This is a genomic window from Ruegeria sp. CL5, assembly GCF_056536485.1.
This window is the reverse complement of the sequence record NZ_JBQFPS010000011.1, coordinates 22,151-46,180: the sequence shown is the minus strand read 5'-3', so window position 1 is coordinate 46,180 and position 24,030 is coordinate 22,151. Positions and strand designations below refer to the sequence as shown.

The 24,030-nt window shown below is 55.2% G+C and carries 29 protein-coding genes and 1 tRNA gene; 20 read left to right on the top strand and 10 right to left on the bottom strand.

Features of this window, described 5'->3' with window-relative positions; translation table 11 throughout:
- Positions 1-29: 29 nt before the first annotated feature.
- The 5 genes from ACR0IU_RS17285 (at position 30) to ACR0IU_RS17265 (ending at position 3,890) form a co-directional block, all read left to right on the top strand.
- Positions 30-869, top strand: a complete 840-nt coding sequence (locus ACR0IU_RS17285; protein ID WP_319545629.1) for an alpha/beta fold hydrolase — start codon at positions 30-32, stop codon at positions 867-869.
- A gap of 77 nt (positions 870-946) precedes the next feature.
- The gene (locus ACR0IU_RS17280; RefSeq protein WP_480717111.1) at positions 947-1,777 is read left to right on the top strand and encodes a class I SAM-dependent methyltransferase; all 831 of its coding nucleotides are present in this window, start codon (positions 947-949) and stop codon (positions 1,775-1,777) included.
- A gap of 152 nt (positions 1,778-1,929) precedes the next feature.
- Positions 1,930-2,289: a group I truncated hemoglobin gene (locus ACR0IU_RS17275; RefSeq protein WP_010438274.1), complete on the top strand. Its 360-nt coding sequence runs from the start codon at positions 1,930-1,932 to the stop codon at positions 2,287-2,289.
- A gap of 3 nt (positions 2,290-2,292) precedes the next feature.
- A complete protein-coding gene (locus tag ACR0IU_RS17270) occupies positions 2,293-3,315 on the top strand; it encodes an adenylate/guanylate cyclase domain-containing protein (protein WP_480717110.1) in 1,023 nt (340 codons plus the stop codon).
- A gap of 314 nt (positions 3,316-3,629) precedes the next feature.
- Positions 3,630-3,890: a hypothetical protein gene (locus tag ACR0IU_RS17265; protein WP_480717109.1), complete on the top strand. Its 261-nt coding sequence runs from the start codon at positions 3,630-3,632 to the stop codon at positions 3,888-3,890.
- Positions 3,891-3,971: 81 nt separating this feature from the next.
- Here the strand turns inward: ACR0IU_RS17265 and ACR0IU_RS17260 are convergent, their stop codons facing one another.
- The 3 genes from ACR0IU_RS17260 to ACR0IU_RS17250 form a co-directional block, all read right to left on the bottom strand.
- Positions 3,972-4,154, bottom strand: coding sequence for a DUF6538 domain-containing protein (locus ACR0IU_RS17260; protein ID WP_480717108.1), 183 nt, complete (start codon positions 4,152-4,154; stop codon positions 3,972-3,974).
- A 100-nt stretch (positions 4,155-4,254) separates the two neighbouring features.
- Positions 4,255-4,330, bottom strand: a tRNA-Ala gene (locus ACR0IU_RS17255).
- A gap of 139 nt (positions 4,331-4,469) precedes the next feature.
- Complete coding sequence (locus ACR0IU_RS17250; protein WP_010443532.1) at positions 4,470-4,793, bottom strand: TIGR02300 family protein; 324 nt, start codon at positions 4,791-4,793, stop codon at positions 4,470-4,472.
- A gap of 100 nt (positions 4,794-4,893) precedes the next feature.
- Between ACR0IU_RS17250 and ACR0IU_RS17245 the strand changes: the two genes are divergently transcribed.
- From ACR0IU_RS17245 to ACR0IU_RS17235, 3 genes are all read left to right on the top strand, one after another.
- Positions 4,894-5,586: a M48 family metallopeptidase gene (locus ACR0IU_RS17245; RefSeq protein ID WP_480717107.1), complete on the top strand. Its 693-nt coding sequence runs from the start codon at positions 4,894-4,896 to the stop codon at positions 5,584-5,586.
- Between the two features lie 30 nt (positions 5,587-5,616).
- On the top strand, positions 5,617-6,264 hold the full coding sequence (locus ACR0IU_RS17240; protein ID WP_170547205.1) for a GntR family transcriptional regulator: 648 nt from the start codon (positions 5,617-5,619) through the stop codon (positions 6,262-6,264).
- Between the two features lie 112 nt (positions 6,265-6,376).
- The gene (locus ACR0IU_RS17235) at positions 6,377-7,507 is read left to right on the top strand and encodes a lytic murein transglycosylase (RefSeq protein ID WP_170782049.1); all 1,131 of its coding nucleotides are present in this window, start codon (positions 6,377-6,379) and stop codon (positions 7,505-7,507) included.
- Positions 7,508-7,511: 4 nt separating this feature from the next.
- Here ACR0IU_RS17235 and ACR0IU_RS17230 read toward each other — a convergent pair whose 3' ends face one another.
- Complete coding sequence (locus ACR0IU_RS17230) at positions 7,512-8,474, bottom strand: acetyl-CoA carboxylase carboxyltransferase subunit alpha (RefSeq protein WP_480717106.1); 963 nt, start codon at positions 8,472-8,474, stop codon at positions 7,512-7,514.
- 122 nt (positions 8,475-8,596) lie between these two features.
- Between ACR0IU_RS17230 and ACR0IU_RS17225 the strand changes: the two genes are divergently transcribed.
- The gene (locus ACR0IU_RS17225) at positions 8,597-9,430 is read left to right on the top strand and encodes an AraC family transcriptional regulator (protein ID WP_480717105.1); all 834 of its coding nucleotides are present in this window, start codon (positions 8,597-8,599) and stop codon (positions 9,428-9,430) included.
- 1 nt (position 9,431) lies between these two features.
- On the opposite strand, the gene ACR0IU_RS17220 is transcribed toward ACR0IU_RS17225, so the two are convergent.
- A complete protein-coding gene (locus ACR0IU_RS17220; RefSeq protein ID WP_170772170.1) occupies positions 9,432-10,028 on the bottom strand; it encodes a LysE family translocator in 597 nt (198 codons plus the stop codon).
- Between the two features lie 73 nt (positions 10,029-10,101).
- Between ACR0IU_RS17220 and ACR0IU_RS17215 the strand changes: the two genes are divergently transcribed.
- Both ACR0IU_RS17215 and ACR0IU_RS17210 read left to right on the top strand, forming a co-directional pair.
- Positions 10,102-10,554 carry an Lrp/AsnC family transcriptional regulator gene (locus tag ACR0IU_RS17215; RefSeq protein WP_480717104.1) on the top strand — a complete coding sequence of 151 codons (453 nt, stop codon included), beginning with the start codon at positions 10,102-10,104 and terminating at the stop codon, positions 10,552-10,554.
- A gap of 119 nt (positions 10,555-10,673) precedes the next feature.
- Positions 10,674-11,252 carry a PA14 domain-containing protein gene (locus ACR0IU_RS17210; RefSeq protein ID WP_480717103.1) on the top strand — a complete coding sequence of 193 codons (579 nt, stop codon included), beginning with the start codon at positions 10,674-10,676 and terminating at the stop codon, positions 11,250-11,252.
- Between the two features lie 48 nt (positions 11,253-11,300).
- On the opposite strand, the gene ACR0IU_RS17205 is transcribed toward ACR0IU_RS17210, so the two are convergent.
- A complete protein-coding gene (locus ACR0IU_RS17205; RefSeq protein WP_010443542.1) occupies positions 11,301-12,263 on the bottom strand; it encodes an L-malyl-CoA/beta-methylmalyl-CoA lyase in 963 nt (320 codons plus the stop codon).
- A gap of 296 nt (positions 12,264-12,559) precedes the next feature.
- Here ACR0IU_RS17205 and dgcN point away from each other — a divergent pair, with 296 nt between their 5' ends.
- The 3 genes from dgcN to ACR0IU_RS17190 all read left to right on the top strand — a co-directional run bounded on the left by dgcN (position 12,560) and on the right by ACR0IU_RS17190 (position 15,498).
- Complete coding sequence (gene dgcN / locus ACR0IU_RS17200) at positions 12,560-13,561, top strand: N-acetyltransferase DgcN (protein ID WP_480717102.1); 1,002 nt, start codon at positions 12,560-12,562, stop codon at positions 13,559-13,561.
- 75 nt (positions 13,562-13,636) lie between these two features.
- Positions 13,637-14,602 (top strand): N-acetyl-D-Glu racemase DgcA, encoded by a 966-nt coding sequence (dgcA, locus tag ACR0IU_RS17195; protein WP_480717101.1) that lies wholly within the window; start codon positions 13,637-13,639, stop codon positions 14,600-14,602.
- Between the two features lie 35 nt (positions 14,603-14,637).
- Positions 14,638-15,498 (top strand): D-amino-acid transaminase, encoded by an 861-nt coding sequence (locus tag ACR0IU_RS17190; protein ID WP_480717100.1) that lies wholly within the window; start codon positions 14,638-14,640, stop codon positions 15,496-15,498.
- A 266-nt stretch (positions 15,499-15,764) separates the two neighbouring features.
- On the opposite strand, the gene ACR0IU_RS17185 is transcribed toward ACR0IU_RS17190, so the two are convergent.
- The 3 genes from ACR0IU_RS17185 to ACR0IU_RS17175 all read right to left on the bottom strand — a co-directional run bounded on the left by ACR0IU_RS17185 (position 15,765) and on the right by ACR0IU_RS17175 (position 17,248).
- Entirely contained in the window at positions 15,765-16,079 is a 315-nt protein-coding gene (locus ACR0IU_RS17185; protein WP_480717099.1) for a DUF1244 domain-containing protein, read from the bottom strand.
- Between the two features lie 103 nt (positions 16,080-16,182).
- Positions 16,183-16,422, bottom strand: a complete 240-nt coding sequence (locus ACR0IU_RS17180) for a DUF6868 family protein (protein WP_480717098.1) — start codon at positions 16,420-16,422, stop codon at positions 16,183-16,185.
- Positions 16,423-16,510: 88 nt separating this feature from the next.
- Positions 16,511-17,248, bottom strand: a complete 738-nt coding sequence (locus tag ACR0IU_RS17175) for an N-formylglutamate amidohydrolase (RefSeq protein WP_170772156.1) — start codon at positions 17,246-17,248, stop codon at positions 16,511-16,513.
- A gap of 118 nt (positions 17,249-17,366) precedes the next feature.
- Between ACR0IU_RS17175 and pyk the strand changes: the two genes are divergently transcribed.
- From pyk to rplT, 5 genes are all read left to right on the top strand, one after another.
- Positions 17,367-18,812, top strand: coding sequence for a pyruvate kinase (gene pyk, locus ACR0IU_RS17170; protein ID WP_480717097.1), 1,446 nt, complete (start codon positions 17,367-17,369; stop codon positions 18,810-18,812).
- A 243-nt stretch (positions 18,813-19,055) separates the two neighbouring features.
- Complete coding sequence (locus tag ACR0IU_RS17165) at positions 19,056-19,493, top strand: universal stress protein (RefSeq protein ID WP_010443550.1); 438 nt, start codon at positions 19,056-19,058, stop codon at positions 19,491-19,493.
- A gap of 14 nt (positions 19,494-19,507) precedes the next feature.
- A complete protein-coding gene (locus tag ACR0IU_RS17160) occupies positions 19,508-21,058 on the top strand; it encodes an alanine/glycine:cation symporter family protein (protein WP_411353638.1) in 1,551 nt (516 codons plus the stop codon).
- 183 nt (positions 21,059-21,241) lie between these two features.
- Positions 21,242-21,442: a 50S ribosomal protein L35 gene (gene rpmI / locus ACR0IU_RS17155; RefSeq protein ID WP_010443552.1), complete on the top strand. Its 201-nt coding sequence runs from the start codon at positions 21,242-21,244 to the stop codon at positions 21,440-21,442.
- A 15-nt stretch (positions 21,443-21,457) separates the two neighbouring features.
- A complete protein-coding gene (gene rplT, locus ACR0IU_RS17150) occupies positions 21,458-21,823 on the top strand; it encodes a 50S ribosomal protein L20 (RefSeq protein WP_010443553.1) in 366 nt (121 codons plus the stop codon).
- Positions 21,824-21,911: 88 nt separating this feature from the next.
- Here the strand turns inward: rplT and ACR0IU_RS17145 are convergent, their stop codons facing one another.
- Complete coding sequence (locus ACR0IU_RS17145) at positions 21,912-22,826, bottom strand: LysR family transcriptional regulator (protein WP_480717096.1); 915 nt, start codon at positions 22,824-22,826, stop codon at positions 21,912-21,914.
- A 122-nt stretch (positions 22,827-22,948) separates the two neighbouring features.
- On the opposite strand from ACR0IU_RS17145, the gene ACR0IU_RS17140 reads away from it, so the two are divergent.
- Positions 22,949-24,004: a dipeptidase gene (locus tag ACR0IU_RS17140; protein ID WP_480717095.1), complete on the top strand. Its 1,056-nt coding sequence runs from the start codon at positions 22,949-22,951 to the stop codon at positions 24,002-24,004.
- Positions 24,005-24,030: the final 26 nt, after the last annotated feature.

Here is a 24,030-nt window from a genome sequence, read left to right as displayed (position 1 = left end):
CTCATCTCAAACGCAAGTGAGTAAGTACGATGACGATTTCATTTAGGTCTACCGAAGCAAGCAATGCACCGATTGTCGCATTGCATTCCTCCGCATCCAGCAGCGCTCAGTGGAGCCAACTGGAAGCCGATCTTGACGGTCGCTTTGATGTTCATGCCTTTGATCTGCCCGGCTATGGTCGTGCACCTTTGGCGAGCGATCACAGCCAAAAGGGGGCGGCAATTTCGGCGGCCTCCGTAATCAGAGAAATTGAAAAGCTGGGCAGCGCGGTTCATTTGGTCGGTCACTCGAACGGTGGCGGCATCGCAATCAAAATCGCCCTGATGCGCCCTGATCTGGTCAAAAGCCTGACTGTCTATGAACCGGCCGCATTTCATTTTCTGGCTCATGGGAACAACAAAGGACGTCGCTTGTTTCAACAGATCAAGCTTTTGTCTGGGTTGGTATCTGGCGCTGCTGCCGAAGGTGATCCGGCCGCAGGAATGCAGCATTTCCTTGATTTCTGGAACGGAGACGGTTTTTGGGACAACCTGCCCGACAAGGCCAAAAAGAAATTTGCGGGCCTGATTTCCTCAGTCATGACGGATTTTGCCAACGGGTTTGCCGAGAGCTGGACGTTAAAGGATCTGGCCAATCTCGAGATGCCAGCCCTGGTGATGACCGGTCTGGAATCCCCTGAGATCGCTCAGAATGTCGCCGTGGCCATCGCCAAGACGTTGCCCAATGCACGTATCGCATTGTTGCCCGAACTTGGACACATGGCGCCAATCTTCCAGCCGGAATGGGTCAATTCAAGAATCTTCGAGCATGTTGCCAATGCCGAGCGGCCGATCGCCGATTTCAGCTGGCCTGATCTCGAAGCTGCATAACTCAAACGCATTCAGAAGATGCGGCTATTTTGAAACCGCTGATCTAGGGTCAGCACAACACCCGGAGGACATCAATCATGGGTATTCAATCAACCATCGCACCCACAGCAGATTACACGGCAATCAAAGCCAAACAGAACGCAGCGTGGGGTGCCGGAGATTACAGCAAGGTCGGGGTCACGCTGCAGATAACCGGTGAAGAGCTTGCCGAAGCTATGGACATGCGCGCCGACTCAACGATCCTTGATGTGGCAGCGGGCAACGGCAACGCAACACTGGCCTTTGCCAGACGCTTTTGCGACGTAACCTCAACTGATTATGTCGAAAGCCTGCTGGAAGCCAGCGGCAAGCGTGCTCATGCCGAGGGTCTGTTCGTAAACTACAAGGTCGCAGACGCCGAGAACCTACCCTTTAATGATCAGTCATTCGACGCGGTAGTGTCCACATTCGGGGTAATGTTTACACCTAATCAAAAACAATCCGCTGCCGAACTTCAGCGGATCGTTAAGGCAGGTGGAAAAATCGGCATGGCCAACTGGACCCCAGAAAGCTTTATCGGGCAACTGTTTAAAACGATTGGCAAGCATGTAACGCCGCCTGCGGGCGTGAACTCTCCGGCGATGTGGGGAAACCGGGACTGGATCGATCAGAATTTCGGCACTCGGTGCGCGGTGAAATCGTTTCGGCGCAAGAACTTCATGTTCCGCTACCGGTCAGCCGAGCATTTCATGGAATATTTCCGCACGTTCTACGGCCCGATGCAAAAAGCATTCGAAGCGTTGGATGCCGAAGGTCAGACATCATTGCGCAATGACATGATGGCGCTGATCAAAAGGTTCGACATCTCGACCAACGATTCACTGTGCATTTCTTCCGAGTATGCCGAGATTATCGTCGAACGCCGCTGACATAGTTTTTAGAACCATGACGCCCTTCGGCAAAGCTCCGAGTGGCGTCAGAATGCAGCGACGGCGGCAGACTTGAATTGAACTGTGTAGAATTTGTAGTCTTTGACAATGGGAGCGCTTCCCTATTCGTACTATTTTGAAAGGGTTTTGGTATGGCTGAACGCACGCTCTATGAGAAGTACGGGGGATTTTCGCAGGTTAGCAAGATCGTCCTCTCTTTCTACGATACCCTTCTTGATAACGATGACATCGGGCCATTCTTCGACGAGGTCGATATGTCCCGGATGGTTGATCACCAGACTAAATTCATTGCTTCCCTGCTTGGCGGACCAGCGTCTTATACGGACAAACAGCTGAAACAGCTGCACTCACATCTCGATATCAACGACGCTCATTTTGATGAGCTTGAGGTGGTGCTGCGTGCGACCTTGATTGATCACGGTGTGGCCGACGAGGATGTCGAGGCAGTTGTTGCAGAGTTCGCCAAACGCCGCCCATTGATTGTCGGGTGACCCATGAAGATAGAAGCCATTAATGAACAGCTCCTGCGCGCAATCGGCGTAGGGGTCGCGCTACTGGATCGTAAATCATTGCGTTTCAATTTTCGCAATGACACGTTTGACGACTGGTTCAGCAACGAAGCAGAGCCAAATCAGTTGCAGGAGCTTTTTCCTGATCTGGATGCCGAGGCCATGCAGACTGCCCTTGCGGATAACGGGCGATACGCATCGGAGATCAAGTTCAAAAAGAAACGCAGGACGCTGATCATCGCACTCGATTTCACTTCCACCAAAGACGACGTCCTGGTTCTTGTCTGTCAGAACATCACGCGGATCAAGGAGTTGGAATCTATGATCGATTCCTATTCGATGATGGTCGAGCGCAACACAAGAGAGATCAAACGCGAAAAAGAGCAGGTGGAGAAACTGCTTCTCAACATCATGCCTCGTTCGGTCTATGAAGAATACAAAACCTTTGGTGTGGTGACGCCACAGCTGTACAACCCTGTCTCTGTTCTGATGCTGGATTTTGTGGGCTTTACGGAAATGGTCGCCTCGCAGGATCCCAGCGTGACCGTCACTGAACTGAACGACATATACAGCGCGTTTGATCGTATAGGTGAGCAATTCGGTTGCGAGCGCATCAAAACGATCGGAGACGCGTATATCACTGTGGCGGGATTGCCTGATCCGACACCGGATCACGCTAAGGCAATCGCCAACACAGCCATCCGATTTGTGCGCTATCTGAACCGGCGCAATCTGAGCCATCCGCATCAATGGCATTGCCGGGTTGGTCTGTCTTCGGGTTCGGTTGTCGGCTCGGTCGTCGGAATTCAGAAGTATGTTTACGACATATTTGGACCTGCCGTAAACCTCGCTTCACGGTTGCAGGAATTCTCCGAGCCGATGGAAATCAGTGTTCAGGGCGAAGTCGCACATGTCCTGAAGGACCAATTCGATCTTGAAAATGTTGGGGTCAGAACGATCCGAGGATTTGGTGAACTGGAAGTCTGGCGGCTTTCGGACAGCAGCTGATTACTTCACTCCTTCGGGTTTCTTTCTCATCTCGACTCCTTGGCGGGTACGATGAGCCATAAACCCTCTCTTATCAAATCAACCTAAACTGTCCCATTGGCGCTGACGTCAGACAATTTGCAACCGCTTTCGAAACCCTATCTCGTCAGACCTGACATATACTTCTCGAGGCTCTCGTCGATCTCGAGGGGGACACCGAGTGTATCCACGAGTTTCTGATGGAGAGCCTCGAGTGCGTCACGCTGGGCAGTCGTTAGGGTCTCAGAGAACTTGCCGGTCTCCCGGTCTCGGCCTCCCACTACGCCGATCTGGATATGGCTTCGGGTGAAATTGTCGCGACCGACTGCGCCACGCGTCAGGGGGTGTCTACCGAGTTCGACCGTGCCATCGACCTGTACCAAGTAGTGCCAGCCAATCCCGAGGCGACCGGCCGTGGCGTGTTCGATATCGATGATTGCCGCGTCGATGCGTGGATCAGGTGGATGATGGTTGTACCTGACAACTTAGCCGGTGGTCTTCTCGCGGGGCAACGTAGCGAACATCGTTGTCCTCAGGTACAGGGGGTCGGGCGCTAAGTGGCACTTGGAGTGTTACACTGAGTGTATAGCTTCAAGTTCTTCTCTCTTCTCTAGGGGGAGGGAGAATAGCTTCGGTCGTCAAATCCAAGTTGATGCCCGTCGTGATGCCCGTGATTGAACAACGAGAGCCTCAGCCCTGTTTTTGGTGCGTAGAGAGAAGGTTTCTTCGACCTTACCGTACGAGTCAGCAATGTCCTTCGGGACGGCTGCACGGTGATAATAGGTTGATCCACGGCGATACAGACGGGGGTGTCCAGGCATCTTCTCAAGAGTCCTCACTGTAACACCTCAATGTAACAGACCCTTAGGAAAACTATTGAAAACCATGAAGTTATTGAGTTCAAAGCATATCATGGAGATTTGGTGGAGCCTAGGGGAGTCGAACCCCTGACCTCTTGCATGCCATGCAAGCGCTCTCCCAACTGAGCTAAGGCCCCATGCAGGTACCGTCAAAGCGGTGGACGGACGTTTATGAGACGTCGCCGTAGAGTGCAAGTCCAAAAATCGGATTCGGTGAAAAAGTGCGAACCAATCCGGTGGACTGGGATGAGGCAGCCGGGGCTGCCTCGAAACCCATCAGTTTTCGTCTTCTGACGACATGTCCTTGATATCGTCCAGCGAAACGTTGTCGCTGTCGTCATCATCGTCCAGCAGATCGTCATCCAGTTCGACATCGACGTTGTCGTCATCATCCAACACGATATCTTCGTCCGACGAAGCTTCACGTGCTTTAACCGAAGCCGCATCTTCGGCATCTGCCGCGATCATCCGGCTTTTGCCGGTTTCCAGTTCAACGATCTCGCCGGTATAGGGGCTGACGATCGGGTCCTTGTTCAGGTCGTAAAAGCGTTTACCAGTGGTCGGGCAAACACGCTTTACGCCCCATTCTTCCTTGGGCATATCAAATCCCCTTGATATCAGGTGAATCTCATCAATGATTCAGGTCACCTGCCATAAGCGGCAGGCACTGTCAAAGCCTTTGCGCGAAGGAGATCGGCCCATGGGGCGACACGCATTGCCTGGAACCCCTCCGGTGTCGCTGACATTGCGCAAATCTGCGCAGGCAAGACGGATCAGTTTGCGGATTTCCCAATTGGATGGGCGGGTTACGCTGACCTACCCAAAAGGTGTCCCCGAAGCCGAGGCTTTGGATTTCGCGCATCAGAAAGAGGATTGGATTCGCGGTCATCTTCAGGACAGGCCAGACCAGGAAACCGTTGAGTTCGGTCAATCCATATCAATAGAGGGAAAAGCACGGCGAATCGTTCAAATCTCAGGTCGGCGGGTGCTGCTGAAGGGGGACGAGATCGGTGTTCCTGCCGGGGCGGAGGCGCGGAGACTCGCCCGGTTTCTCAAAGAACTTGCCCGCGATCGTTTGACCGGAGCGTGTGATGATTATGCCGCAATGTTGGGTCGTCCGTATAGTAGCATTACGCTGCGTGATACGCGTTCGCGTTGGGGATCCTGCAGTTCAGCTAGTGCGTTGATGTTTTCATGGCGACTGATCCTCGCGCCGCCTGAGGTGCTGCACTACGTGGCCGCTCATGAGGTGGCGCATCTGATCGAAATGAACCATTCTCCCGCCTTCTGGGCGCAGGTCGAGCGGATATTCGGCCCGTACAAAGAGGCCCGCCGCTGGTTGCGCGACAATGGGGCTGAACTTCACCGCTATCGCTTTGAACCCGCCGCTTGACGCCGGGAATGTTTGTGATCACATAAGCTCATGCTGACCACACGCCCCGCCGAGTCCCACACCGCCACCCATGATCGAGTATATCGAACACTCAGGTCTCGGATCATGCATGGTGAGATGGCTCCGGGGCAGGCGCTGACATTGCGCGGTATAGGCAAGGAATTCGGTGTGTCGATGACGCCTGCGCGCGAAGCAGTGCGGAGGCTGGCGGCGGAAGGCGCGCTGTCACTGTCCACCTCGGGTCGCGTGTCGACCCCTGAACTGACAAGGGATCGGATCGAGGAGTTGGCGGCATTGCGTGCGCTGCTTGAGGTTGAATTGGCCAGTCGCGCCCTGCCGCGCGCGCACATGGCACTGATTGACCGGCTGCAAAGCATCAACATGGCAGTCGCCGAGATGGTCACTAAACGCGACGCGGTTGGCTATATCCGTTCCAATCTGGAATTCCACCGGACGCTTTACCTGCGCGCACAGGCCCCTGCGATGCTTGCAATGGCCGAGACCGTTTGGCTGCAGCTTGGTCCCACGATGCGGGCACTTTATGGCCGGCTGCGACGAACTGAGCCGCCGCATTACCACCGTTTGATCATCGCAGCGCTCAAGGCTGGGGATGAGCCAGGTCTTAGATTGGCGGTGCGCTCGGACGTGACGCAGGGATTGCGCCTGCTCGTAACCTGAGCGGCTTGTTGCCCATCTCATTGACAGGTTGGTTTCAGATGCTGCTCTGCTGGTCTGAACGGGCGGGCTGCGTTATCCTGCAAGCAAATCACAACAAGAGCAGATTTCAATCATGATCAATCGAAGAACTTTTTCTATCGGGCTTGGGGCGACGCTGTTGGCAGCCTGTTCAACTGGCAGCGCACCAACCAGTGCTCCAGCGTCACGAATGCGTGCTGTCCCGAACGCTGGATGGGATGCGTGGGTTGCTGGTTTCAAAGGCCGGGCAGCGTCGCAGGGTATCTCTCAATCTACCCTAAATCGCGCCTTTCAGGGGGCGGGATATTTGCCCGATGTGATCGAGCGCGACCGCAATCAGGTCGAGTTCAAACGCTCGCTTGAGGATTATCTGGCCATTGCCGCGTCGGACGAGCGGATCAGCACCGGCAAACAGATGCTTGTGCGGCACGCAGGGACTCTGTCGCAGATCGAGGCGCAATATGGCGTCGACAAGGAAATCGTTGTCGCAGTGTGGGGGCTAGAAAGCCGCTATGGCGCGCGGCGCGGTGATGTGCCGGTGATCTCGGCGACCTCGACGCTTGCCTATGATGGGCGGCGCGGGGCGTTCTTTGAAAAGCAACTGGTGGCGGCGTTGAAGATCATTCAAGAGGGCGATACAACCCCAGCCAACATGACCGGCAGCTGGGCCGGAGCGATGGGACACACCCAGTTTATCCCTACCTCTTATCTAGCCTATGCCGTTGATTTCACCGGTGATGGACGTCGCGATATTTGGTCCGAAGATCCGGCAGATTCGTTGGCCTCAACCGCCGCGTATCTGTCGCGCGCAGGCTGGGTGCGGGGTCAGCCTTGGGGTGGGGAAGTCGGTACAGTCTCGGGCTCTCCGGTGGCAGTGTTACAACCGCAGACGCCCGGACCACGCATTGCGGTGTTCCGCAATTTTCAAGTGATCAAGCGCTATAACAACTCGGACAGCTACGCGATTGGTGTTGGCCATCTTGCGGATCGGATCGTGGGCGGGGCACCGTTCCAAGCCTCATTCGGGCCGGACGCAACCGGGTTGACGCTTGACGATCGCAAAGAGCTACAGCGCCGCCTGACATCTGCGGGCTATGACACGCAGGGTGCAGATGGAGTGATCGGGAAAAACACCGAGGCCGCAATCAGCGCATATCAACGCGCCAACGGGCTGTCCGTAACCGGTCAGCCTTCAGTGGCGTTGTTGCAGAGTTTGGGAGGCTGACGGCTTAAGCCGCCAGCCCTTTTGAGCCGATATCCAGGAATTTCTGACGGCGGTCCTTGATCAGGGCTGCCGCATCTTTTCCGTCAAGCTCTTTCAGCATCGAAGCAATTGCAGTCCGCACGGATTCAACCGCTGCAGGGCGGTCGCGATGCGCCCCGCCTTTGGGTTCTGGAATGATGTGGTCACAGATACTCAGTTTGTGCAGGTCCTGAGCCGTCAGACGGAGCGCTTCGGCGGCTTCACGCATCTTCTCTGCATCCTTCCACAAGATCGAGGCGCAGCCCTCGGGCGAAATCACCGAGTAGACCGAATGCTCCAGCATCGCCACGCGGTTCGCTGTCGCAAACGCAACCGCGCCGCCCGATCCGCCTTCGCCGATGATGACAGAAACCAGTGGTACTCCAATCTTCAGGCACATCTCGGTTGAACGCGCGATGGCCTCGGACTGGCCGCGCTCTTCCGCTCCTTTGCCGGGATAGGCGCCTGCTGTATCGATCAGGGTGATCACTGGCAGGCCAAAGCGTCCCGCCATCTCCATCAATCGAACGGCTTTGCGATAGCCTTCGGGGCGGGCCATGCCGAAATTGCGCTCGATCCGCGATTTGGTGTCGCTGCCTTTTTCATGGCCAATCACCATCACCGGTTGATCGTTGAACCGCGCCAGACCGCCAATGACCGCCAGATCGTCGGCAAAGTTCCGGTCGCCGGCCAGAGGTGTGAATTCGGTGAACAACGCATCTACGTAATCGTTGCAATGAGGCCGCTCAGGGTGCCGCGCGACCTGGCATTTCCGCCACGGCGTGAGGTCTCCATAAAGCTCGTCCAGCAGCTTGGCGGCCTTGGCATCCAGCGCGGCGGCCTCTTCGGTCACATCCATTTCTTCATTTGCGCGGGCCAGCGCGCGCAGCTCTTCAGCTTTGCCTTCGATCTCGGCCAGCGGTTTTTCGAAATCCAGATACTGGGTCATGACGCCTCTCAACGCGGAAGTTCCCTGCTATATGACTAATGCTTGTCCCGGATGCAACTCAGCAAGATTTGTGGTTTCACAATATGCGACGACAGGCGGGCGAAGATTTAGGAAGGATACCGATGGCTGTCAGCTATGAAGATCGCGTGTTGCGCGTGTTGGCTTATATCCACGATCATCCCGCCGGGGATTTGTCGCTGGATGCCTTGGCCGACGTCGCGGCGATGTCACGATTTCATTGGCATCGCGTGTTTCGCGCAATCACCGGCGAGACCTGCGCGCAGGCTGCCCGCCGGATACGTCTGCACCGCGCCGCCTGTTGGTTGGTGCAGTCGGAAAGGCCTGTTGCGCAAATAGCGACCGATATTGGTTATCCGAACCTGAAATCTTTTGCGCGAGCCTTTTCTGAGGCCTACGGCAGCAGCCCCACCGTGTTTCGCAAGGCGGGGCAGATTCTGCCGGCTCATCCAAAATTCAAAACCGGAGAATACCCCATGCATCCCGTGACAACCCGCACCGAACCGTCCCGCCGTGTCGTAGCACTTCCGCATAAAGGGGCTTATGCCGAGATTGGTCGTAGTTTTGAGGCCTTTGGTGCCCTATGCGAATCCCGAAAGCTGTGGCCACAGGTCGGCCCGATGATCGGGCTCTATCTCGACAGCCCCGAAGACGTGCAGGAAGATGAATTGCGCAGCTTTGCCGGGGCTCAATTCTGCGGCAAAGATATTCCGGAGGGGATGGAAGACCTCAGCATCCCTGGCGGCAAGACGGCGGTTCTGACCTACAAAGGCCCGTATTCCGGCATACACGCCGCCTATCAGACACTGTTCGGAAATTGGTTGCCCGATTCTGGCGAGGAGCCTGCGGATCAGCCTTGCTATGAAATCTATCTGAATAATCCGCGCGAAACTGCGCCCGAGGACCTGCTGACCGAAATCTGCCTACCGCTCAAATGACCTAGTGCGGCCAAAGAACAGGGTAGAGCGAGGCAACAAGAAGTACGGCCATTGTCCAGTTAAATATCAGCAAGCGGTGCGGGTTGGTCAAGACCCGCGCCATTTGTTGGCCCAGAACCGTCCACACGCTGACCGATGGCAGATTGATCGCTCCGAACACCAGCGCAACCAGTATGATGGCTTCAAGCGTTTGTCCCGGCGCATATGCTGCAGTTGCCGTAAGCGCCATGGCCCAGGCCTTTGGATTGACCCACTGAAAGCTGGCAGCCTGAAAAAACGTCATCGGCGTACCGCTTGCTGCTTGTCCCTTTACAGGCGCTGCATGTGCGATCTTCCATGCCAGATACAGCAGGTAAATGACGGATGCGATCTTAAGCACCGTATAACTAACCGGGAATCGGTCGAAAACCTGAACCAGCCCTGCGCCCACCAGCAATACCATGAAGGTAAAACCCAACCCGATACCCAACATATGTGGTATCGTTCGCCGGAAGCCAAAATTCGCGCCTGACGCCATGAGCATGAGGTTGTTTGGCCCGGGAGTTATCGATGACACAAGGGCGAACACGATCAGGGCCATCAGAATATCGTATGTCATGAACGCATTTTCTCGCCAATCGCGACGAATGAAATTGCTTTTTTGTGCGGCAATAGAATATTGTTCACAACAAATGACGAAGATTGATCGAATTAATCAACATATATTGCGAGAAGTGTCGCAAGATGGTCGTATCAGCAACCTCGATCTTGCCGACCGCGTTGGCCTGTCGCCGTCTGCCTGTCTGCGTCGGGTGCAAGAGTTGGAGCGCGCGGGTGTTATATCGGGCTATCGCGCAGTTCTAAACCCGACAGCCTTGGGCATAGGCTTTGTTGCCTATATCGGCGTCGGGCTGGGTGAGCATACCAAGGCCGCCCAAGAAGGATTTGAAGAAGCGCTGCAGCAAGCGCCCGAGGTGGTCGAATGTCACAATATCACCGGCACGATCGAGTACCTTTTGCGGGTCGAATGTGCAGACCTCGCATCCTACAAAACCTTCCATACTGAGGTATTGGGAACGCTTCCGCATGTAACCTCGATTACCTCATACGTGGTAATGGGGTCGCCTAAGGATATGCGCGCGTAAAGGCCAAAAAAGTGAATTCTAACCACCTTGCAGGTCAAATATTCACAGCCTAAGGTCTTTGCAACAGTGTCGCCGGCAGGGACTGATCCCCAAGCGGGCGCGAATTCAGGGAGAAGACCATGAAATTTTTCCGGACCGGAGCGCTTGTTGCCGTCTTAGCAATTCTTGCGGGTGCGGCAGCGGCTGCACCTTTGAAGTTAACGCCTGCAAATCCTCAACCCAATCCAAAAGCGGGGTTGAATGCAAAGTATAGCTGGGAAGGTAATCCGCCTCGCAAAATCCAAAACCTCGCCAAGGTTAAACAACTATTGAGGAAGGCCAAGCCAGGCGCGCCACTTAGGGGACTGGACTACCGTGATACGAATGAGGGCGATCCTGTCCTGACTTTCAACGAAGCCTTTAATGTTGCCGCGGAAATCACGGGTTATATTCGTTTTGATTCACCCGGGATATACGAGCTTGAAACCTGGTCAAATGACGGGATCGATGCGTGGGTCGGTGGCCAGCAAATTGGATATGTTAATGGTCGCCAAGGCTGTGAGGCCAACCAACGGACCGAAGTCGAAGTGCCGAAAGCTGGTTGGTATCCTCTCAACATCAAGTACTTTCAGAAATACGGTACGTCCTGCTTGATGATGAAATGGGGTAAACAGGGTGAGAGGATTACCTGGACACCCAACGACGTCTTCGGCCGCTGATCATATAAAATAAAAGGCGCTCGTTTGAGCGCCTTTCTTCATCGTAGGTTAGCCACCTGCCGCGATCAGTTCGGACTGCGCTACAATGACTTCGGCCTGCTTGATCGAGGCGATATCCACCAAACGTCCCTTGTAGACGGTTGCGCCTTCACCGTTGGCCTTTGCCTGTTCCATTGCGGCTAGAATTTCGCGCGCTTCAGACACCGCCTCATCTGACGGGGTGAAAACCTGATTAGCCAATGCAATCTGCTTGGGGTGGATGGCCCATTTGCCGACCATGCCCAGAGTGGCCGAGCGTTTGGCTTGCGCGATATATCCTTCATCATCCGAAAAATCGCCGAACGGGCCATCGACCGGCAGCACGCCATGGGTGCGGCAGGCGGCGACGATGGCGGCTTGCGCCCAGTGCCAGGGGTCGGACCAGTGCTTTTCGCCTTCGCGCAGCATGTAATAGTTTTCCTGTGTGCCGCCGATGCCGGTTGTTTGCATGCCCATCGAGGCTGCAAAATCCGCAGCGCCAAGGCTCATGGCCTGCATACGCGGAGATGATGCTGCGATCTCTTCGACATGCGCCAAGCCAGCGGCGGATTCGATGATCACTTCGAAAGAGATGGGCTTGGTTCGGCCCTTGGCCCGCTCGATGGCGGTGACCAGCGCGTCCACCGCATAAACATCCGCCGCACACCCGACCTTGGGGATCATGATCTGATCCAGCCGATCGCCTGCCTGTTCCAGCACATCGACCACGTCGCGGTACCAATAGGGTGTATCCAGCCCATTGATCCGAACCGACATGTATTTGTTGCCCCAATCGACCGTATTGAGCGCCTCGATGACATTGGCGCGGGCGGTATCCTTGTCGGACGGGGCCACCGAGTCTTCCAGATCCAGGTTGATGACATCCGCTGCCGACGCGGCCATCTTGGGAAATAGCTTGGTATTCGAGCCCGGGCCAAACAGTTGACAGCGATTGGGGCGCGCCGGAGCGGCGGGTTGGATGCGGAAACTCATCTGAACCTCGTCTGAGTAATGAAATTGCGTTCTTTCCTGAGCCTGAGATATTAAATTGCGTGGCGCTGTGCAAGCTTGATTGTGCAGCTGCGGCAATGCGTGTGCAGAATGTTCGAATTTTAAACCGACAAAAGAATGCTTAAAGATTGATCAGTTTGTAAACTTCGAATAGTTTTGCGAGTTTTAAAATTATTGTGCAAGTTTATCCTGTCAGTAGGCGGATTGTAAGGAGAGTTTGAGAAATCCTCGTCAAATCGGTTCTCTAGCTTAGGCCAGAATCAAAGGAGTGCAGCGCGATGATCGAGACACCGTACCTATTGTTTTTGGGCGATGCGCCCGACTTGTTGGCGGCCAAAGTGGCTATTGGCATCCGGGACTGGCGTCCTGAGAATGCTGTTGGTCAAATCAAGCTGGAAGGTTGCAAGGCTGACCTGGGCCTGACGGAAATGACTCTGGCCGATGGTAAAGCGGCTGGTGCCAAGACACTCGTCATTGGTGTTGCAAACCGGGGCGGGATCATCAGCGAAGCTTGGAAAGAAGTTCTGATTGAAGCGTTGGAAATGGGCTATGATCTGGCATCTGGCCTGCACAACCTGCTGCGTGACGAAGGTGATTTGGTTGCGGCTGCGCAGACCCATGGATGCACATTGCACGACGTCCGTGTGCCGACTGTTGGTTACCCGATTGCAAACGGCCGCAAGCGTACCGGCAAACGGTGCCTGGCCGTTGGAACCGATTGCTCTGCCGGTAAGATGTATACGGCGATGTCGATGGATGCCGAAATGCGCAAGCGCGGTATGAAATCCACGTTCCGTGCTACAGGTCAGACGGGCATTCTGGTCACGGGGCAGGGTGTACCGCTGGATGCCGTTATCGCGGATTTCATGGCAGGTTCGGTCGAGTACCTGACACCGGACAATGATCCGGATCACTGGGATCACATCGAAGGGCAGGGTTCCCTGTTCCACGTGTCTTATTCGGGTGTGACCATGGCGCTGATCCATGGTGGGCAGCCCGATGCGCTGATCCTGTGCCACGAACCAACCCGGACCCATATGCGCGGACTGCCTGAGTATTCACTGCCGACGCTGGAGCAGTTGCGTGACACAGCACTGCCGCTGGCGCGCGTGGCAAACCCAGAGTGTCAGGTTGCAGGCGTGTCGATCAACACCCAGCACCTGAGCGAAGAAGATGCGCTTGCCTATATCACTAAGGTTGAGACCGAGATGGGCATCCCGGCGACCGATCCCTACCGCTTTGGAGCCGGTAAACTAGTGGATGCGCTGGCCACACTGTGATCTAAGCACTCTCGCTGGAGGCGGAGCAATCCGCCGCCGGCGGGCGTATTTGTCAAAAAATAGAGGAGCAGGCGCGTGCAAATTGAAGTTTCTCGCGATGTGTTTCGATTGGCGCAGGTATTCACCATCTCGCGCGGCTCACGTACCGAGGCAAAAGTTTTAACTGTCCGTATCTCGGACGGTGTGCACCATGGTTGGGGCGAATGTGTACCTTATGCCCGCTATGACGAAACACTGGAGTCGGTCGAGGCCGAGATAGCCGGGCTACCCGATGATTTTTCGCGCTATTCCCTGATGGACCTGTTGCCTGCTGGCGCGGCGCGGAATGCGGTGGATTGTGCACTGTGGGATCTGGAAGCGAAACGCGCAGGTAAACGGGCATGGGAGCTTGCTGAAATCGCTGCGCCAGGGCCTGAAATAACAGCCTATACGCTGTCATTGGACACGCCCGAAGCGATGAGGGCTCAAGCGGCCGAGAACGCTTTCCGCCCCTTGCTGAAGATTAAGCTGGGAACACCCGATGATATGCCGAGGCTCGAGGCTGTCCGGGCTGGGGCGCCAAAGTCGAAAATCATCATCGACGCTAATGAAGGCTGGTCTGCCGAAGTCTATGCAGATCTTGCCCCACATCTCGTGCGCCTGGGCGTGGCTCTGGTCGAACAGCCTTTACCAGCTGGTGAGGATGATGCCCTGATCGGGATGGATCGCCCTGTGCCAGTTTGTGCTGACGAATCCTGTCACGATCGGGCAAGCCTACCCGCACTCAAGGGCAAATATGATGTGGTGAACATCAAACTGGACAAGACCGGCGGTCTTACCGAGGCGCTAGAATTGCGCAAGGCCGCATTGGCTGAGGGCTATGATGTTATGGTTGGCTGCATGGTCGGAAGCTCGCTTGCGATGGCCCCGGCAACACTGGTGGCGCAGGGGGCGATGGTCACAGACCTTGACGGGCCGCTTCTGTTGGCCGAAGACCGCGATACACCGCTGATTTTTGACGATGCCGGAGTACACCCGCCCAATGCGGCGCTCTGGGGGTAAGGAACGGGCGAAGCCCGGAAACAAAAGGAAATGACATGACCCGTACCGTCTATGTGAATGGCGAATACCTGCCTGAATCCGAAGCAAGTATTTCGATCTTTGACCGGGGTTTCCTGTTTGCGGATGCCGTGTACGAGGTGACCAGCGTGCTGGACGGCAAGCTGATCGACTTTGAAGGCCACGCCGTACGTCTGAAGCGCTCATTGGATGAACTCGATATCGTTCAGCCTTGCAGCATGGACGAATTGTTGGAAATCCACCGCAAACTGGTTGAATTGAACGGAATTGATGAGGGGCTGGTTTATCTGCAGGTCACTCGTGGCTCGGACGGGGATCGGGATTTTGTTTTCCCATCCGCCGATACAAAGCCAAGCCTTGTTCTCTTTACCCAGAACAAACCGGGCCTTGCCGATAGTCCGGCAGCGAAGAAGGGTGCCAAGATTATCTCGATTGATGATATCCGCTGGGGCCGTCGTGACATCAAGACCGTGCAACTGCTTTACCCTTCCATGGGCAAGATGATGGCCAAAAAGGCAGGCTGCGATGATGCGTGGCTGGTTGAAGATGGCTATGTGACCGAAGGCACCAGCAACAACGCCTATTTCGTCAAGAGCGGTAAGATCGTCACCCGTCCGCTGTCTAACGACATTCTGCACGGCATCACGCGCAAGGCGGTATTGCGCATGGCGGCCGAGGCGCAGATGGAGGTCGAAGAGCGCCTGTTCACCATCGACGAAGCAAAAGAAGCCGATGAGGCCTTCACCACTTCGGCCAGTGCTTTCGTTATGCCGGTGGTTGAGATCGATGGCGTTGCGCTGGGCGATGGCACACCGGGTCCGATCGCCAAACGTCTGCGCGAGATCTATCTGGACGAAAGCCGCAAGGCAGCGATCTAGAAGAGGTAGTTACATCTAGTCTCGTTGCCCGCAATGGTATGAACTCAAATGCGACGCGCGGCGCAATTTGCCGTTATTCCTGCACCCTCGCAAAATATTGCGAGGGTGTTGTCAGTTCACAGGATGTTGATGCCGTGAACAAACCGTCATGTTGGGTTTTTACGGATCACTGAGGTGTCACTGATTGTGAACCCGTGTTCGAATGATCAGCATCATCCCCGGTGGAAGGTTTACACAGAGAAGGCGGTTTTTTCCGGCGTCGAGCGTCAGCTCTTCTTCGTCACATTCTCTTCAAACGCAACCTTGAATGCGGCCTTTTTTTCGGCGCTGGCATCGGTCTGATAGTTGGCCTTCCATTTATCCATGGGCATGCCATAGAAAATCTCGCGCGCTTCGTCCTTGCCCATTTCAATGCCTTTTGCATTGGCGGCTTCCTGATACCAGCGCGACAGGCAATTGCGGCAAAACCCGGTCAGATTCATCATGTCGATGTTCTGGACGTCTGTGCGGTCTTTCATCAGGTGCTGCTGTAAACGACGGAACGCAGCGGCCTGAAGTTCGATTTCGGTTTGCTTGTCCATATTCTGGCTCCGAGTAGATGTTTTTACATTCTGAGGCTGAACTAGCAATCCGCAGGCTTCGATACAATGAATACAAAGGCCTTTGAATTGGCCGATCCGGTATTTAGGAGAGTTTCAGTGCCAACCATGGCACCAGGCAAAACACCAAGGTCAGGATCTTGTAGTTCGCAAGATATCGGAAGTAAGCGCGTTTTATGTCGGCACGTTCCAACTGGAACATTCTGCCATGTACATCTGCAATCCAGTTTTGCAAAGCCAAGACCATCATGGTGCTGAAGATCAAAACACCGATGTTCAGAACCGTCATCCAACCGAAGATAGTCGTCAGGAATTCCTGCGTCATAGTCGTCTCCTTTCGCCTGATATATGGGTATTGGCCAATGCGCTCCCAACATTAGGAAGAACAAAAAACAATCTGCGACGTCACTGTGTCACAGTCTGCTTTCGACGAGCGCGTCTTGTAGTGCAACGGCCAGACGGTTGGCCCAATGGCGCTGCCCCTCGTGATCCGCAATCAGATCGTTGCGCAGCTCAATCAGTGCATTGGGTCGACCAAATGCTGTGCAATGTTTGTCGATCGCATCACCGGGTAGAACGCCGGTATAGGGTTCATTTACACCGACGCACAGATCACTCTCGGCATTCAGTCGGTTGATTAACGGACGTGAGAACCGCTCATCCGGAGTGTGCAGGACGCCGATATGCCAGGGTCGGGGATCGCGACCGCGTAGCTGGCGCGTAAAGGAGTGCATTGAGACGATAACCGCATGAGGCAGGCCTGCAAGCTGTGCCAGCGCATCATGATAAGGACGGTAGCACATGTTCAGGCGCCGCTCCTTCTCAACTGTATCGGCGTGGCGATTGCCTGGGATGATCGAACCATCATAGAGCTTCATCAGAAGCGTCGGATCATCCTCACCGCGATTGGGGTCGATCACCAAGCGCGAAAAATTGGCCGCGATAACTGGGGCGTTCAGAATCTCGCCCAGATGCTTCGACACCTCGTAGGCGCCCACATCGTAAGCGATGTGCCGTTCCATGTCTTCGCGCGGCAGTCCCAGGTCCCCGTCATTGATATCGGGTGGGACCATGTTGGTTGCATGGTCGCAAGTAATTAGCCAACGCGACGGCCGATCCGCGCCGTGAACAAAAAACGGAGAATAAGTCATGAGCCTGTCATCTTGTTTGTCGCAGGTGTAGGACAGTTGCGTTGGAAAGGGAATTGCGCAATAAGCGGCCCAAGCAATGTTTGCGGTAACATTCGTGCGTTTAAGGAGAGCCTGATCAATGCGACGCCTGAGAAATGTGAAAATCGTGGCGACGCTGGGACCGGCGTCTAACGACTATGACACCATCCGCGCTCTGCACGAGGCAGGGGCCGATGTGTTTCGCCTGAACATGAGCCATGGCAGTCATGATGAAATCCGCGAACGGCATCGGATCATCCGGCAGATCGAAAAGGATCTGGACAGCCCGATTGCAATTTTGGCCGATCTTCAAGGACCGAAGCTGCGCGTTGGTGTGTTTGCTAATGCCGCAGAAGAGCTGGAAGAGGGCGCAGCGTTTCGTCTGGACCTTGATCCGGCAGCGGGGGATATCAACCGGGTCTGTCTACCGCACCCCGAGATTTTTGCTGCTTTGGAGCCGGGTGCGCGCCTGCTGGTCAATGATGGCAAGATTCGTCTGATCGTGCAGGATTGCGGTCAGGATTTTGCCCACTGCACAGTTGAAGTAGGTGGCACGATCTCAAACCGAAAAGGTGTGAATGTTCCGGACGTGGTTCTGCCGCTGGCGGCGCTGTCTGACAAGGATCGCGACGATCTGGAATTTGTCTGCCAGTTGGGCGTGGACTGGCTGGCGCTCAGTTTCGTGCAACGTGCCAAGGACGTTTTCGAAGCACGTGCGCTGGCAGATGGTCGCGCATCGATCCTGTCCAAGATCGAAAAGCCTGCCGCAGTGGAAGCTTTTGATGACATCCTTGATGCCTCGGACGGGATCATGGTTGCACGTGGTGATCTAGGCGTAGAATTGCCCGTTTCTGCTGTGCCGCCAATTCAGAAGCGTCTGGTGCGCAAGTGTCGTACTGCAGCGAAGCCCGTGATTGTTGCAACACAGATGTTGGAAAGCATGATCGAAAGCCCGATGCCAACGCGGGCCGAGGTTTCGGACGTGGCAACCGCCATCTATGAAGGCACCGATGCGATCATGCTTAGCGCTGAATCCGCAGCTGGATCCTATCCGATCGAAGCAGTCCAGACCATGAATAAGGTCGCCATCGAGGTTGAAGCGGATCCGACCTACCACCAGATCATTGCGGCCTCACGAACTGCCAAGGGCACGACCATCGCGGACGGAATCGTGGCGGCCGCGCGCGAAATTGCGGAAAAGACGGACATCAAGGCCATCTGCTGTTTCACTCAAAGTGGTACAACCGCGTTGCTTACTGCACGTGAGCGTCCCGGTGTGCCGATAATTGCGATGACTCCGGCCACTGGCACTGCACGCAGGCTTTGCCTGAGCTGGGGCTGCCATTGTGTTCTGACCCCCGAACAAGAACGGTTCAAGGGCGCGGTGGTCAGTGCGGCTCGCGCGGCTCGTTCGGGCGGCTTTGCGGCCGAGACTGATCAGATCGTGGTCACCGCTGGCGTGCCGTTTAATGTCCCTGGAACGACCAACATCTTGCGTATCGCTCCGTGTGATGAACGGCTGATTTACAACACCGATCCGGGTTAAGTTGCGACCCAATATCAACAATTTATATTGATACCTTACAATCTGCCTAAAATTTAGGCGGAAATAAATTAGCAATTTCAACTAGATGATCGATTGTTGGTTGCATTTCAAAATTACTTCTCTGTTTTTCCGTGTTTTTGGGGATACTTGCCTCTAGGGCAGTCTACTCAAACAAGTTCCAGGTTCCGGCTGCTCTGCCGGGGGCACGGGCCCCGGTCAAACAAACCACAACGGAGGAACGACATGACAACGAAAATTGTCATTGGACTGGACGGGACAGAAACCGGAGAACGCGCGATCGCCTTCGCCAAAGACTTGGCCGGACGTATCGGAGAATGCGAGCTGCTGGTTGTTTATGTCATCGAATGGTCGCCTTTCACATTCCAGACACCGGAAGAAAATGCTATGCGCCACAAGAGGCGCGAGGAAGAGGTAGAGCTGGCTACATCGCGGATCATCGCGCCAGCGGTCGAAGCGCTAAAGGCAGCGGGATTCGAAGCCCAAGGTATCGTGCGTCACGGAGATGTCGCCGAAACACTGAACACGATCACGGTCGAAAACGGTGGATCACAGATCGTTGTTGGTCGGGCTTCGGCTGACGGGTTCAAGAAGCGCCTGTTTGGCAGCTCCACGCAGAACCTTGTCATGCATGCCGACGTTCCCGTCACGGTCGTGAATTGAGGGGAGAGTAGATGATGAGTATTCAAAACAAACTTGGTTTGGCTGCGCTTACCGCTCTGGCTGCGAGTCCTGCCGCCGCTCAGGAAGCGGTTGGGCTGGACGACAAGATCAATCAGGCATTTGCAGACTTCACCGGGCCATTTGTAAGTTTTATTTTTGCACCTTTCCCCGGGACAGGTTTCCCCTGGATCGTGGGATGGCTGGTTGTAGCGGCGACTGTGTTCACACTGTATTTTGCCTTCGTGCAGTTGCGCTTTTTCAGCCATGCGATCAGCCTGGTGAAAGGCGACTACTCTGACCCGAACGATGCGGGTGAGGTCAGCCACTTTCAAGCGCTCGCTACAGCCTTGTCCGGTACGGTTGGGCTTGGCAACATCGCCGGTGTTGCGGTTGCCGTTGGCATCGGCGGGCCGGGTGCGACTTTCTGGATGATCGTCGCGGGTCTGTTGGGCATGGCGTCGAAATTCACCGAATGTACGCTGGGCGTGAAGTATCGCAACGAATACGAGGACGGCACCGTTTCCGGTGGTCCGATGTATTACATGTCCAAAGGGTTCAACGAACTGGGCCTGCCGGGTGGTAAGATCCTTGCGGTTCTTTTCTCGATCTTCTGTATCCTCGGTGCCTTGGGCGGGGGCAACATGTTCCAGGCCAACCAGGCGCACCAGCAGATCGCAGGCATCGTTGGAGACTATCCCGGTTGGATCACCGGTCTGGTGTTCGCGGGCATCGTGTTTGCAGTGATCGTGGGTGGCCTGAAATCTATCGCACGCGTGACCGAGAAAGTCGTGCCCTTTATGGGCGTGATGTATGTGGCTGCGGCGCTGGTAATCATCCTGATGAACGCGGATCAGATCGGGTGGGCCTTTGGCCAGATCTTCGCGGGTGCCTTCACTGGCCTCGGTGTGGCAGGCGGTATGGTCGGTGCGCTGATCCAGGGCTTCCGTCGTGCGGCGTTTTCGAACGAGGCAGGCGTCGGGTCTGCAGCGATTGCACACTCTGCTGTTCGGACCAAAGAGCCGATTACTGAGGGCTTTGTATCTCTGCTTGAGCCGTTCATCGATACGGTCGTGATCTGTACCATGACCGCGCTGGTGATCATCATCACCCAGCAATTGATCGTTGATCCGGAAACCGGCAATTACATGCTGAACGAAGCGGGTAACGCGATTGCAACTGTTGATGGTAACACCGGTGTCAGCCTGACTTCGGCGGCCTTCGGCAGCGCGTTCAGCTGGTTCCCGTTCATTCTGGCCATTGCCGTGGTGCTGTTTGCTTTCTCCACCATGATCAGCTGGTCCTACTATGGCCTCAAGGCCTGGACTTACCTGTTCGGTGAGGGCCACACGAAGGAACTGGTGTTCAAGGTCATCTTCTGCATCTTCGTTGTCATTGGCGCTGCGGCCAACCTTGGTCCCGTCATCGACTTCTCGGATGCGGCGATCTTTGCGATGGCAGTTGTGAACGTCTTCGCGCTCTACTTCCTGATGAAAGTGGTGCGTCAGGAGCTGGCGTCCTACGCAGAACGGTTGAAAAGCGGCGAAATCCGCAAATTCGAACATTAAACCATACCACCGGGGCGGCGCGCGTCGCCCCGGTACTCAGTCTGCCCGTGAAAATCGCAGATTCTGACCCAAACCCCCTTGCCAGTATGACCGAACTTGCGTAAACGGCGCTTCTGATCGCGTGACCGGCCGAGATGGCATGCCGAGTCGCGTCTGAAACCGAACCCGGAAAAGGAGACGGAAATGCCTAAGATGAAGACCAAGTCGAGCGCCAAGAAGCGCTTTAAGGTGACTGCGACCGGTAAGGTCCTTGCTGGCCAGGCCGGCAAACGTCACGGCATGATCAAGCGGACCAAGAAATTCATCCGCGATGCCCGTGGCAACACCACCCTGTCCGCCCCCGACGCCAAGATCGTCAAGGGCTACATGCCCTACGACCGCTAAGAGGAGATTTGAGAGATGTCCCGCGTTAAAGGTGGAACCGTAACCCACGCCCGTCACAAGAAGATCATCAAAGCCGCAAAAGGCTATTATGGTCGTCGCAAGAGCACATTCAAAGTTGCGTCTCAGGCCGTTGATAAGGCCAACCAGTATGCAACCCGTGACCGCAAGAATCGCAAGCGCAACTTCCGCGCGCTGTGGATCCAGCGTATCAATGCTGCTGTGCGTTCGCATGACGAAGCACTGACATATTCCCGCTTCATCAATGGCCTGAACCTGGCCGGTATCGAAGTGGACCGCAAAGTTCTGGCTGACCTGGCCGTGCACGAACCGGAAGCGTTCGGCGCGATCGTCGCCAAAGCTCAGGCAGCCCTGGCCGCCTGATCCTCGTCTCAGAGACAGTGAAATCAAAGCCGCTCCTACAGGGAGCGGCTTTTTTGGTTTAACAAACCGGGTCGTAAGCCCAACCGCCTCACAAATTTTTATAGGAGAATGGGTCCGATGGTGTGTTTAGCCGAAGATGTCGCATGAATGCGCGGGCGATTCTAGGAACCGGCCTTTGATCCGAAATGACGAAGTGGCCACGATATCGCATGGGCGCTTCAAACGGGACAAAAGTCAGGTCCGGTGATCGATACATGTACACCGGAAAGGGATTGATCACAGCCAACCCAAGGCCCTCCCGAGCCATATCGGCTGCTGCGAACGAGGTCGAAACCTCGGCGACAATTCTGGGTTCCGCTCGTACCTGATGCAGTAATCGATCAAGCTGCCCGCGTCTGCCGTGGCGATATGTCAATGCAATCAGATCTTGTTCATGCAGATCTGCGGGGGCGAGCGCACTGCGTTGGGCAAGTGGATGTTCGGGTCGCATTACGCAAACTGCTGGCGATTCCCTGAACGGTATCAGTTTGATCCCCGCGCGGCTTTGCTCAATCCCGGTTACCGCCAAATCAAAGCGGTTTTCCAGTACGCCCAATGTCACCATGTCTGAGGTCGTCACCTCCAGGTTCACAAAAAAACCTGGATTTCCACGTATGAAACTGGCGATGAGCGTGACGATATAGCGGTGGGCATAACTTGGAGGAGCGACAAGGCGTAACGTTTCCTGCACGGTTTCACCCGGTCCATCGATCCGGTCGAGAGCTTCGAACAAGGGATCGAGTCGCATGTTCAATCGCACGGCCTCTTGCGTCGGGCGTAGTCTGCCCGCGTCCCTTTCAAACAGTATTTTCCCAAGCCGGGATTCAAGACTGCCAACAGATCGGCTGACGGCTGATTGAGACAGGCCCAGTTGTCGTGCAGCGGCGGCAGTGGTTCCAGCCTGCATGAGGGCCCGCAAGGCTTGATACTCCGGTAGTGAGTGCCAGTTGCGTGTTTTCTTCATCGACTTGGACCCTCATGAATCCGACTAGTTCTATGAGTAAAACTCATTGAATTTTTTTACAATCATGACGATAACGTCTGTTAACGTGTATCGGATTGATACCTAATTCGGGTGATACGGCTTTGAACACCTTCCCCCTCATTTTCGATGGGCACAATGATGTGTTGTCCAAGTTGGCTTCGACCGGTGGTGTTTCAGAAGCGGGCCAATTCCTGAGCGGCCTGGAAGGAGCAATCGATCTGGTCAAATCCAAAGACGGTGGGTTTGGCGGCGGGTTCTTTGCCGTGTGGGTGCCGTCGCCAATGGATGTCGACGCCAAGATGGAAGAGATGGTCCAGCCCAGCTATGACCTGCCGCTTCCCGATCAGATAGAAGCTGAAGACGCCTTCCCGGCAGCACTGAGCCAGATTGCCATATTATTGGAACTGGAAAGGCTGGGCGCGTTGAGTGTTGCACGCTCAGTTGCAGATATCCGGGATTGTCTGGCGCAGGGTCGGATGGCAGCGATATTTCATATCGAAGGTGCCGAAGCGATTGATGCCGATCTGCATTCGCTCGACGTTTTTTATGCTGCGGGGCTGCGCTCGCTTGGTCCGGTCTGGAGCAGGCCAAACATTTTCGGGCACGGTGTGCCGTTCAGATATCCATCAGGGCCAGACACCGGCCCGGGGTTGACCGATTATGGTCTGCGACTTGTCCAACGCTGCAACGCGCTTGGGATCATGCTGGACTTGTCTCATCTCAATGAGAAAGGTTTTTGGGACGTTGCGCGATATTCAGATGCGCCTTTGGTTGCGACGCATTCGAATGCGCACGCCATTTGCCCGCACGCTCGAAATCTGACCGACGATCAGCTTCGCACAATCGCAGAAAGCGACGGGATGGTCGGACTGAATTTTGCCGCCGCCTTTCTGCGCGAGGATGGGCGAATGCTTTCTGACGTGCCGCTGACACAGGTTCTGAAGCACCTAGATCACCTGATCGGGATCTTGGGTGAGGACCGGGTCGGGCTTGGGTCGGACTATGACGGGGCCGTAGTTCCAGACGATGTGACCGACGTATCGATGCTGCCCCGATTGAGAGATGCCATGGAAACCCATGGATACGGCGAAGAGCTCATTAAGAAGCTCTGCCATGAAAACTGGTTGCGTGTACTTGAGAAGACTTGGGGATCGTAACCGTTAGTGAATAACTTGATGACAGA

Coding starts and splice junctions, on each gene's coding strand:
- ACR0IU_RS17285 (WP_319545629.1), top strand. CDS start 30: ATGACGATTTCATTTAGGTCTACCGAAGCAAGCAATGCACCGATTGTC.
- ACR0IU_RS17280 (WP_480717111.1), top strand. CDS start 947: ATGGGTATTCAATCAACCATCGCACCCACAGCAGATTACACGGCAATC.
- ACR0IU_RS17275 (WP_010438274.1), top strand. CDS start 1,930: ATGGCTGAACGCACGCTCTATGAGAAGTACGGGGGATTTTCGCAGGTT.
- ACR0IU_RS17270 (WP_480717110.1), top strand. CDS start 2,293: ATGAAGATAGAAGCCATTAATGAACAGCTCCTGCGCGCAATCGGCGTA.
- ACR0IU_RS17265 (WP_480717109.1), top strand. CDS start 3,630: ATGGCTTCGGGTGAAATTGTCGCGACCGACTGCGCCACGCGTCAGGGG.
- ACR0IU_RS17260 (WP_480717108.1), bottom strand. CDS start 4,154: ATGCCTGGACACCCCCGTCTGTATCGCCGTGGATCAACCTATTATCAC.
- ACR0IU_RS17250 (WP_010443532.1), bottom strand. CDS start 4,793: ATGCCCAAGGAAGAATGGGGCGTAAAGCGTGTTTGCCCGACCACTGGT.
- ACR0IU_RS17245 (WP_480717107.1), top strand. CDS start 4,894: ATGGGGCGACACGCATTGCCTGGAACCCCTCCGGTGTCGCTGACATTG.
- ACR0IU_RS17240 (WP_170547205.1), top strand. CDS start 5,617: ATGCTGACCACACGCCCCGCCGAGTCCCACACCGCCACCCATGATCGA.
- ACR0IU_RS17235 (WP_170782049.1), top strand. CDS start 6,377: ATGATCAATCGAAGAACTTTTTCTATCGGGCTTGGGGCGACGCTGTTG.
- ACR0IU_RS17230 (WP_480717106.1), bottom strand. CDS start 8,474: ATGACCCAGTATCTGGATTTCGAAAAACCGCTGGCCGAGATCGAAGGC.
- ACR0IU_RS17225 (WP_480717105.1), top strand. CDS start 8,597: ATGGCTGTCAGCTATGAAGATCGCGTGTTGCGCGTGTTGGCTTATATC.
- ACR0IU_RS17220 (WP_170772170.1), bottom strand. CDS start 10,028: ATGACATACGATATTCTGATGGCCCTGATCGTGTTCGCCCTTGTGTCA.
- ACR0IU_RS17215 (WP_480717104.1), top strand. CDS start 10,102: ATGACGAAGATTGATCGAATTAATCAACATATATTGCGAGAAGTGTCG.
- ACR0IU_RS17210 (WP_480717103.1), top strand. CDS start 10,674: ATGAAATTTTTCCGGACCGGAGCGCTTGTTGCCGTCTTAGCAATTCTT.
- ACR0IU_RS17205 (WP_010443542.1), bottom strand. CDS start 12,263: ATGAGTTTCCGCATCCAACCCGCCGCTCCGGCGCGCCCCAATCGCTGT.
- dgcN (WP_480717102.1), top strand. CDS start 12,560: ATGATCGAGACACCGTACCTATTGTTTTTGGGCGATGCGCCCGACTTG.
- ACR0IU_RS17190 (WP_480717100.1), top strand. CDS start 14,638: ATGACCCGTACCGTCTATGTGAATGGCGAATACCTGCCTGAATCCGAA.
- ACR0IU_RS17185 (WP_480717099.1), bottom strand. CDS start 16,079: ATGGACAAGCAAACCGAAATCGAACTTCAGGCCGCTGCGTTCCGTCGT.
- ACR0IU_RS17180 (WP_480717098.1), bottom strand. CDS start 16,422: ATGACGCAGGAATTCCTGACGACTATCTTCGGTTGGATGACGGTTCTG.
- ACR0IU_RS17175 (WP_170772156.1), bottom strand. CDS start 17,248: ATGACTTATTCTCCGTTTTTTGTTCACGGCGCGGATCGGCCGTCGCGT.
- pyk (WP_480717097.1), top strand. CDS start 17,367: ATGCGACGCCTGAGAAATGTGAAAATCGTGGCGACGCTGGGACCGGCG.
- ACR0IU_RS17165 (WP_010443550.1), top strand. CDS start 19,056: ATGACAACGAAAATTGTCATTGGACTGGACGGGACAGAAACCGGAGAA.
- ACR0IU_RS17160 (WP_411353638.1), top strand. CDS start 19,508: ATGAGTATTCAAAACAAACTTGGTTTGGCTGCGCTTACCGCTCTGGCT.
- rpmI (WP_010443552.1), top strand. CDS start 21,242: ATGCCTAAGATGAAGACCAAGTCGAGCGCCAAGAAGCGCTTTAAGGTG.
- rplT (WP_010443553.1), top strand. CDS start 21,458: ATGTCCCGCGTTAAAGGTGGAACCGTAACCCACGCCCGTCACAAGAAG.
- ACR0IU_RS17145 (WP_480717096.1), bottom strand. CDS start 22,826: ATGAAGAAAACACGCAACTGGCACTCACTACCGGAGTATCAAGCCTTG.